This is a genomic window from Dapis brunnea BLCC-M229 (genome assembly GCF_050015995.1).
In the GTDB taxonomy this organism is placed as follows: Bacteria; Cyanobacteriota; Cyanobacteriia; order Cyanobacteriales; family Microcoleaceae; genus Trichodesmium.
Genome location: NZ_JBNHEP010000281.1, coordinates 1 through 8,855, shown reverse-complemented (window position 1 = coordinate 8,855; position 8,855 = coordinate 1). Strand labels below are relative to the sequence as shown.

Annotated in this window: 7 protein-coding genes; 5 read left to right on the top strand and 2 right to left on the bottom strand. The window is 36.7% G+C overall.

What is annotated here, in order from left to right; translation table 11 throughout:
• A partial coding sequence (locus ACP6PM_RS32235; protein WP_426590942.1) for a pre-peptidase C-terminal domain-containing protein occupies window positions 1–624 on the top strand: 624 nt, incomplete at its 5' end.
• Window positions 625–1,367: 743 nt separating this feature from the next.
• Here ACP6PM_RS32235 and ACP6PM_RS32230 read toward each other — a convergent pair.
• Entirely contained in the window at window positions 1,368–1,568 is a 201-nt protein-coding gene (locus ACP6PM_RS32230) for a chlorophyll a-b binding domain-containing protein (RefSeq protein WP_293110014.1), read from the bottom strand.
• Between the two features lie 796 nt (window positions 1,569–2,364).
• The gene (locus ACP6PM_RS32225; protein ID WP_426590941.1) at window positions 2,365–3,393 is read right to left on the bottom strand and encodes a succinate dehydrogenase/fumarate reductase iron-sulfur subunit; all 1,029 of its coding nucleotides are present in this window, start codon (window positions 3,391–3,393) and stop codon (window positions 2,365–2,367) included.
• A 1,143-nt stretch (window positions 3,394–4,536) separates the two neighbouring features.
• On the opposite strand from ACP6PM_RS32225, the gene ACP6PM_RS32220 reads away from it, so the two are divergent.
• The 4 genes from ACP6PM_RS32220 (at window position 4,537) to ACP6PM_RS32205 (ending at window position 8,166) form a co-directional block, all read left to right on the top strand.
• Window positions 4,537–5,070 (top strand): RDD family protein, encoded by a 534-nt coding sequence (locus ACP6PM_RS32220; protein WP_426590940.1) that lies wholly within the window; start codon window positions 4,537–4,539, stop codon window positions 5,068–5,070.
• Window positions 5,071–5,103: 33 nt separating this feature from the next.
• Window positions 5,104–5,292: a 50S ribosomal protein L33 gene (rpmG, locus tag ACP6PM_RS32215; RefSeq protein WP_293106723.1), complete on the top strand. Its 189-nt coding sequence runs from the start codon at window positions 5,104–5,106 to the stop codon at window positions 5,290–5,292.
• Window positions 5,293–5,362: 70 nt separating this feature from the next.
• On the top strand, window positions 5,363–5,581 hold the full coding sequence (rpsR, locus tag ACP6PM_RS32210; RefSeq protein ID WP_293106720.1) for a 30S ribosomal protein S18: 219 nt from the start codon (window positions 5,363–5,365) through the stop codon (window positions 5,579–5,581).
• Window positions 5,582–6,120: 539 nt separating this feature from the next.
• Entirely contained in the window at window positions 6,121–8,166 is a 2,046-nt protein-coding gene (locus ACP6PM_RS32205) for a ribonuclease catalytic domain-containing protein (protein ID WP_426590939.1), read from the top strand.
• Window positions 8,167–8,855: the final 689 nt, after the last annotated feature.

The window sequence follows — 8,855 nt, the reverse complement described above, 5'->3', positions numbered from 1 at the left end:
CCAGAAACTACTCCCACTCCAGAAGCAACCCCACTGCCAGAAATTACTCCCACTCCAGATGAGAGTCCATCACTAGAAACTACTCCCACTCCAGAAGCAACCCCACTATTAGAAACTACTCCCACTCCAGATGAGAGTCCATCTTCAGAAACTACTCCGACTCCAGAGGAGAGTCCATCACCAGAAATTACTCCGACTCCAGAAGCAACCCCACTATTAGAAACTACTCCGACTCCAGAGGAGAGTCCATCACCAGAAACTACTCCCCCCACCCAAGAACAAAAAGTAATTTTACAGCAAGAAGGAACACTTAGTGATGGTGACTTAGTGCTACCATCCGATGAAAGTATTTATGATGAACATACTTTTGAAGGTACAGAAGGCCAGGTAGTAACTGTAACTTTAGAAAGTCCTGATTTTGATACTTATTTAGCAGTCTTTAGCCCGACTGGTGAATTACTTGGAGAACATGATGATATTAACCAGAAAAATACAAACTCTCAACTAACAATTACTTTAACTGTTACAGGTAAATACCGGGTAATAGTTAACTCTTACGATAAAACAGGTAGGGGTGAGTATAATCTGCAAGTAATTCAATCAGGAGAAACATCAGATTTATAACCATGAAAAAAGTTAACTAGCTATTACATTCTAGCATTTCCGTGCCGGAATTATCCGCAAAGAGCTATCAGCTAAAACCTCAAGATTTAAGTTCCCTACACCAAGCAGAATTGATTAGTGGTAGGCGTATGATGAGGTTTTAATCCCACATCATACGCCTTGAAAACTGAAAACTAACTTTTCAAGTCTGACCAAGAAATAAGGTTAATAGTCTCCCCTTGAAAGGGGAGAAAAAAGGAAATTTAGGATTTTATTGCCTCCTAATTAAGTAGGAGGTAGTGAGACTTATTAACGCAGTTACTTCGCAGGAGGCTAACTGTTAACTGATAAATGAAATGACAGCTATTTGAATGGTTAATAGCTAATACCATTTGGAAAAAAGATTTTTACAAATAGTATTAGGTCTGAATAAGAAAGAGGGAAGAAGAAATAAATATTGAAGAAAAAAATGTAAATAATGATAGAGATAAGTAGCTTATGCAATTCTAGAAGCTTGTTCTAGACATAAATTGATAGCTTTCCTTTTTGTCGCATTATTTTATTAAATTGGTATAATACTTAAATACATTATAAAGACTACTTATTAACATTTTACCTAACAATAAATAATAGGCTGAGATAAATTATATAATTCTCCAAAAAATTAGAGAATCATCTTAGGGCTATTTGGTACTTCATTCAGCAGTACAATACATCCTTACTTGTTTAGGACTACCAAATAATAGAAATCAAACTAGATTTTTCTAGCGCAAACCTAGCCAAGAAAACAAATCTTGATGAGTAAATAATTCCAATAATAATAAAATCACAAATCCTACCATAGCAAATCTGCCATTGATTCGTTCGGCATAAGTATTCCAACCAAAAGCTGGTTCAGCTACCTTGGCAGTTGTGACTTTTTTTGTAGGTTCTGATGTAGATGAAGAAGTAGAATTTTCCGACATAATTATTGATATACTTTGTTTTGATCTTATACTATATTCTCAAATGGATAAAATAACTAAGTTTTCTATTTCAGGGAACAACTTCACTGGTAATAGGCAAGAGAAAAAAATATTCTAGGGGATTAAAATAAGAAGCACTACAGAATCAATTTAAGATATATTTAATTAAATTGTTATATCATGTCCGCTTAATTAGTTATAAAAAAAACTTTCTCCTCCTCCCGTTCTCCCTCTTGAGGACTGAGGACTGAGGACTCCCCAATTATTTATAACTGTTCATCCAGACATGATATAACTCATACAAAGCTTCTTGCTCTGGAGTGAGATTTTGAACCTGTATTAGTTCCTCTACAACTGCGGTGTGCTTTTTCATTTTCCTCCTCTGTTTTTATTACCATTATTAGCTTTGGCTGATATTTAACTAACAACTCACTATATTTTTTTGAACTCAAAGTAAGGGTCATTTTTCCCATACTCCAAGTCGTATTGTGCATGAGTTATACCATGTCCGGATAAGAGCGTGATGAAAACACTTTTTTCCCTATCTTCTATCTTCCCCTCCACCGGAGGGGTTAGGGGTGGGTTGTCTACTGTCTCCTCCCTAATTATTTATAACTGTTCAACCGGACATGATATTAACTCTTTTAAGCATCAATTTTTAAGTAAAAACTTGCCCTCAAATTGAATTTGATCGTATTTCTGAGTTTTAACTCTTAAGTCCTGACTCCTATTAAAAAAAACTTAATCTTGAGAAAGCTCCAAAAGAGTTTATATCTAAACAAATTATAGATAAAAGTTATTGCTTTACCTCACTAGATTTATTGTCCAAGCTTTTCACTGATTCAATCAGCGATCGCACAGTTTTAGTTCCCTCAGAAGGTTCAAAAGTTAAAGGAAACTTACCCTTGGCCAACATTCTTAATCCCAAAGGTCCCAAACTATATAACCCTTGAATATCTCGAAAATAGTTACCAACTACCTGAATACCAAATTTTCGTTCATCAATCCAACCTCCATCCTTAACCAAATCAATTAATACTTTTCGGTGGCGAATAGAACGACTAGCTTGTTGGTCTTTACGAGCGAGAACTTCTTGTTTAATATTACCTATTTGATCCATAGGTGAAACTTCCATCGGGCAGACAGAATTACAATAATAACAACGGGTACAACCCCAAACTCCAGTAGTATCAAGATTATATTTTTCTAATCTTTTCTCTGTTTGGTCGTCCCGCGAATCAGCTACCATTCTGTAAGCTTTCGCTAAAGCGTGTGGCCCAACAAAATCTGGATTAACTTCACGAGCATTACATTCAGAATAACAAGCCCCACATAGAATACAATTTCCCGTTTGATTTAGTTTATCCCGTTCAGCAGGAGTCTGTAGAAATTCCCTTTCTGGAATCTTTCTTGCTTCTGTACTTACATAAGGTTCAACTGTTTCTAGATTTTGCCAAAAGCTACTCATATCTACTACTAAATCTTTAATTACTGGCATATTGCCCATAGGAGAAATAGTTATTTCTGGAAGAGATTTGGCAGTAGAATGCTCGTAATTATTATCAGCTATTTTTTCTAGTCTAGCTAATTCGTTTCTAATATTTTCTTTGCAAGCTAAAGCTGAACGACCGTTGATTCGCATTCCACAACTACCACAGATAGTATTCCGGCAGTTTTTCCGAAAAGCTAAAGTTCCATCTTGCTCCCATTTAATACGATTGAGGCATTCTAAAATTGTATTGCCTGGTTCAACTTCTAGGGTATAAGTTTGAAATTTGGGTTGAGTATTTTGATTCTGCCTAACAATATTAAAATTAACTTTCATTGGTGATAATTTGAGATATATTTTCTATTAGTTTAGTCAGGTTGGTTTACTATAATAGTTAATATTAGCTATTAATTTTTTAGTTTTTCTATTTTTTACTTGCCTTCATATTTTGGATTCATTTCATTTATCAAAAACGAAACCAATATGTATGTACCAGCTACCCCTTTGCCATAAATACAGTATCAAAATTAAATCCATGCTTGTTTATTTATAAATATTCCTTTCTCTTTAATTGTACTTATAACTTATAAATTAATTGCTGACTTTGCCAATTTTTCTAATCATTATGAACGAGTTTTAATAATTTTATTAAGACTATAAAATTAACAGCAAAATTCCTAAATTAGAATTTATCATATTGAATAATTGGCATTTAACAATCAATATATGATTAGGATTATCAATACTTAAAAGTCACAATTAATCGACTATAAAGGTATTTTTTATGAATTTTATGACAACTATAGCAATCCGCGCATAGGTTGCGGGTAATCAAAAAGTAAATAAAAAAACTGAAAGTCTTACCTGTTCCCTGTTTCCTGTTCCCTGTTCCCTAAAAAGCAGTAAGATTTTTGACACGAATATACAGGGGATTACTATAGATATTTTTTAACAAGGAGATTAATGACTCTTAACTTATCTGAATGACTCACTTAATACCTAAAATCAGCAAGACCAGCATTCTAAATATTTTAGTAGATTCTCAGTTTGAGATTTGAGATTTAATTATTATATCTAGTTTACCTGAAAATAAAATAGAAATTAATAATTAGTTTTAGAGAAGCTAGTAACTCAACTATCGGTTTACTGCTATAGACATCGGAAGCCAAGAAAACTAAGAGCTTTATGATTTTTGTCTTTTTATAATTTTATCTTTCTCAAAGATTAGGCAAAATTGACAAAGAAAAAATATAATTAAATCATAATATAGCACTCATAGGTGTAATTGTGAAAAAAATATTGGAATTAGGAAACAAGGAACAGGGAGCATAATTTCAGAGTTTTGATATTATGTCTAGATTTTTGACAAATCATTTAGGATTACTACCAAATTAAAAACAGTAATTTACAATAGTAAAAAAAGCCAATAAAGCAATTAAAAATTTTGCTAGCCAGACCAAATAATTAGAGTCAAGCATAATGAGTGATGATATTATACCCCAACTGCCAAAAGCCCCTCTATCCCGTCGTGCAGCAGCATTCAGTATAGATGCCGGAGTGGTTTGGTTTCTCAGCGCCATAATTAGCAATAATTGGTTCACTTTTACTTTATTTTTTGTGGTACTTTGGATAGCTATACGAGTGCTAATGGTCTACAAAAACCAAGGTCAGAGTATAGGCCACTTTGCTCTAGATATGAAAGTTTTAGATACTAGATACCAAAGAACTCCTGGTATCTTAGAATTATCAAAACGAGAAGGAATTTTAGCATTAGCTGGGTCATTGGCCATGCTAGGCATGAGTAATTTGACATCTGGAAATGCTGCTGTTTTACTACTAATAATGCCCTTATTTTTAGACTTTACAGTAGCTTTGGTAGATCTTGAAAGGTATCAGCAAGCTTTCCATGACAGAGTATCCCAGACAATAGTAGTGGGAACTATGCGTGGTTACTCCGTAGATATTAAGCTCAGGTGGTTGCTTGACGAAGCCAAGCGTTATATGAGAAAATAATAATTTGTGTCTAAGATATTGGGAAAGTGAAATATGGCTAAGGGAGTAAGAATTATTATTACACTAGAGTGTACAGAGTGTAGAACTAATTCTGATAAACGTTCACAAGGTGTTTCTAGGTACACAAGCACTAAAAATCGTAGGAATACAACATCAAGATTAGAGTTGAAGAAATTCTGTACTCACTGTAATAAACATACAGTTCACAAAGAAATTAAGTAAAAATTCAGTGAGTATAAAAAAACATTAGACAGTTAAAACGTAAACAAAAATAACGAACAAATAATTAGCAATGCCAAATTACTATCGGAAAAGAGTATCACCAATTAAACCAGGAGAACCAATCGACTACAAAGACGTCGAATTACTGAAGAAATATGTAACAGAAAGAGGAAAAATTCTGCCAAGAAGAATCACAGGTTTAACATCTAAACAGCAAAGAGATTTGACAAAAAGCATCAAAAGAGCCAGATTAGTGGCATTGTTGCCTTACGTTAATAAGGAGAGCTGAAACTCGGAGGTTTGAGATTGGAGATTTTGGGAAAATTGGCAAAATTCAGATATATCTAACCCTACATGATCGATCAAAGAATCTCCCTTTATAGTGACAGTTTAACGGGCAGGGAATTGACGGTGAATAAATAAGCTAGTAAGCAGAAATTTAGAATATGATGACTTGAGCGGGAGTAGCGGTAGTACCCACCTTTAAAAGTAAGTAAATTGACAAGAACTTATAGTATGGCGTTCAATTAAAAACTCTGAGTTAACTTGTCAAAAGGTCAAACTGGAGTTGGACGTCATTGTGAGTAAAAGTGATTCTAATACAAAACGGCGGTGGGTATCATTTATCCTGTATGTGGAGGCTTAGAGGTGGGTAAGCCCTTGAGATAGAGAGCTGCTATCAGTGAATTTGAGAGAGCTACCGCTATAAAGCCAGTCTGTTAACCTTGGGACAATGTCAGAGTGAAAGAATCTCAAACAAGATTTATAGAAAAAACCACAACCCAGACAAAGCTTAAGAAAACTTACACAATATAAATTTAAAATAAAGTGGAGAAGGGAAAATTAATAGAATTTAGACTGCACGGAGAGCGGCGACTAGCTGTAGCAGAACGTCCTGATGGTAAAAAAAACTGGGTCGTGGTAGAAGCAAATGGTAAATCTAATAGTATACCCCCAAAGCAAATAAGTTATGAAGTAGCAGGAGAAAATTACAAATCATCAGAAATTCCCCAATTTCTTCAAGAAGTAGAAATCTATCTAGACCCTTCTAGTCTAGAAGTAGCATGGGAACTGCTAGTAGAAGAAGCAGAAACAGTAAACCCAGCAGAAATGGCACTATTGCTATTTTCAGAACAAACACCAAGCCAATGTTACGCAGCCCATATATTATTATCAGACGATAAACTCTACTTTAAACAAAAAGGCGATCGCTACGAACCCCGCCCCATAGCCCAAGTAGCAGAAATCAAACATCAACAAGAAGTCCAAAAGCAACGAAAACAAGAACTAGAAAACTTTTTACTGCGGGTCCATAACCGACTAGCAGGAGAAGAAGTAAACTGGCAACAAAGTGATTATAATCGCCTAGATGCTATAGAAAAATTTGCGACTCATGGAGAAGAAAGCTCCCATCGCAGTCAGGCCATGGAAACCTTGGCTATCTTAGAACTACCAGAAACTTCAGAAGCAGCATTTAAACTATTAGTGGATCTAGGTATATGGAGCGAGCATGAAAATCTATATTTGCGACGTAGCCAGATCCCAACATATTTTTCTACCAAGGTACTAGAAGTGGCCAAAAGCTGCCTGCAATCCCTCCCACCAGATCCAGACACAAATCGTTTGGACTTAACCCATCTAAAAGTCTATACAATTGATGATGAAAGTACGCGAGAAATAGACGATGGCCTGAGCATAGAATTTTTAGAAGATGGTCAACAACGGATATGGGTGCATATAGCTGACCCTACTCGTTTACTTACTCCTGGTGATGAATTAGACCTAGAGGCTAGACGCAGAACCACTACCTTATATTTACCTACTGGTATGGTTCCGATGTTTCCCTCAGAGTTAGCAACAGGGCCAATGAGTTTAATTCAGGGGCAAGTTTGCAGCGCTCTGAGTTTTGGCATTCTTTTAGATGAAACTGGGGCAGTTATAGATTACACAATTCATGCCAGCTTAATTAAACCCACCTACCGCCTCACTTATGATGATGTGGATGAAATGCTACAGTTAAAGATTAAGCCAGAACCAGAAATTCATGCTCTAAATGATTGGGCTAAACAAAGATTTAAGTGGCGACAGTCACAAGGCTCGATTAGTATATATATGCCAGAGTCGGTAATCAAGGTTAAAAATGAAGGAGAAGAAATAACAGTAGAGGTTTTGGATGATTCACCATCAAGGCAGCTAGTCGCAGAGATGATGATTTTAGCAGGGGAAGTAGGCGCAAAATATGGTCAAGAACATAATATTCCTCTACCTTACCGCAGTCAACCTCAACCGGAACTCCCACCAGAAGCAGAACTAATGTTATTGCCAGCAGGTCCGGTTCGTTCTACTGCTATGCGTCGATGTATGCCTAAAAGTGAAATGGGTACTATACCTGCTCGTCACGCAAGTTTAGCTTTAGAAACTTACGTTCAGGTTACTTCTCCAATTCGGCGTTATAGCGATCTATTGGCGCATTTTCAGATTAAAGCTCATCTGCGCGGAGATCCGTTACCTTTTACTCCAGACCAAATGCAAGAAATGGTGATGAGTTTAGTTCCTGCGGTGAAGGAAGCTTCTAGTGTGGAACGGTTTACTAACCGTTATTGGGGGTTGGAATATTTACGGCGTAATTCTGACGAGGTTTGGCAAGCTTTGATAATTCGCTGGTTGAAGGAGGAAATTAATTTGGGGTTGGTGTTGTTGGAGGAGTTGGGGTTAGAGTTGGCGATGCGGTTTGGTCGATCGGTTGAGGTGGGCGATCGCCTAGAGGTGAAGGTTGCTCATGCTGACCCTCGTAAGGATGAGATTATATTCCAAGAAATAGTTACGACTGTGGCAGAATCAACAAAAGAGGGAGTAGGGAGTAGGGGGGAGTAGCGGAGTGTCGGGAGTGTCGGGAGTTCGGTAGTAGACCGACACACCTTAAATGGTGCATTAGAAAAAAATCGTCAAACCTTGGCATAACAAGAATTATAGGAAAAAGTGCTCTGAACAGTTTTAGCTGTGTCAGTCCAGCAGGAAAAATCCACTACTCATCCACATCCCCCAGGTGCTTAATAAAATGAAGATACTATTGCTCTATAGAACCCATTTGGGATCTATTTAGAGATTGGGAGATTGGGAGATTGGGATCTATTTAGAGATTGGGAGATTGGGAGATTGGGAGATTGGGAGATTGGGAGATTGGGAGATTGGGGCCTAGATTCTACTTTTTTCCCCTATCCTATTTCTCTGACTCCTGACTCGGTCCTCCTGACTCGGTCCTCCTTTGCCAAAAACCCGCAGCTTTGCAGAGATACACTTAGAGCTTCTATAGGCAATAGTCAGAAAATTTCCCGATCCATCCACATCCGGCGTGTGCTTCAGAAAATGAATTCAACTATTGCTCTATACACAATAGAAGAAAATTTCCCGATCCATCCACATCCGGCGTGCGCTTCAGAAAATGAATTTACTATTGCTCTATACGCAATAGTCAGAAAATTTCCCGATCCATCCACATCCGGCGTGCGCTTCAGAAAATGAATTTACTATTGCTCTATACGCAATAGTCAGAAAATTTCCCG

What these genes read in the sequence shown, in the direction of transcription:
- rpsR (WP_293106720.1), top strand. Translation starts at nt 5,363, where the DNA reads ATGCCAAATTACTATCGGAAAAGAGTATCACCAATTAAACCAGGAGAA.
- ACP6PM_RS32230 (WP_293110014.1), bottom strand. Translation starts at nt 1,568, where the DNA reads ATGTCGGAAAATTCTACTTCTTCATCTACATCAGAACCTACAAAAAAA.
- ACP6PM_RS32220 (WP_426590940.1), top strand. Translation starts at nt 4,537, where the DNA reads ATGAGTGATGATATTATACCCCAACTGCCAAAAGCCCCTCTATCCCGT.
- ACP6PM_RS32225 (WP_426590941.1), bottom strand. Translation starts at nt 3,393, where the DNA reads ATGAAAGTTAATTTTAATATTGTTAGGCAGAATCAAAATACTCAACCC.
- rpmG (WP_293106723.1), top strand. Translation starts at nt 5,104, where the DNA reads ATGGCTAAGGGAGTAAGAATTATTATTACACTAGAGTGTACAGAGTGT.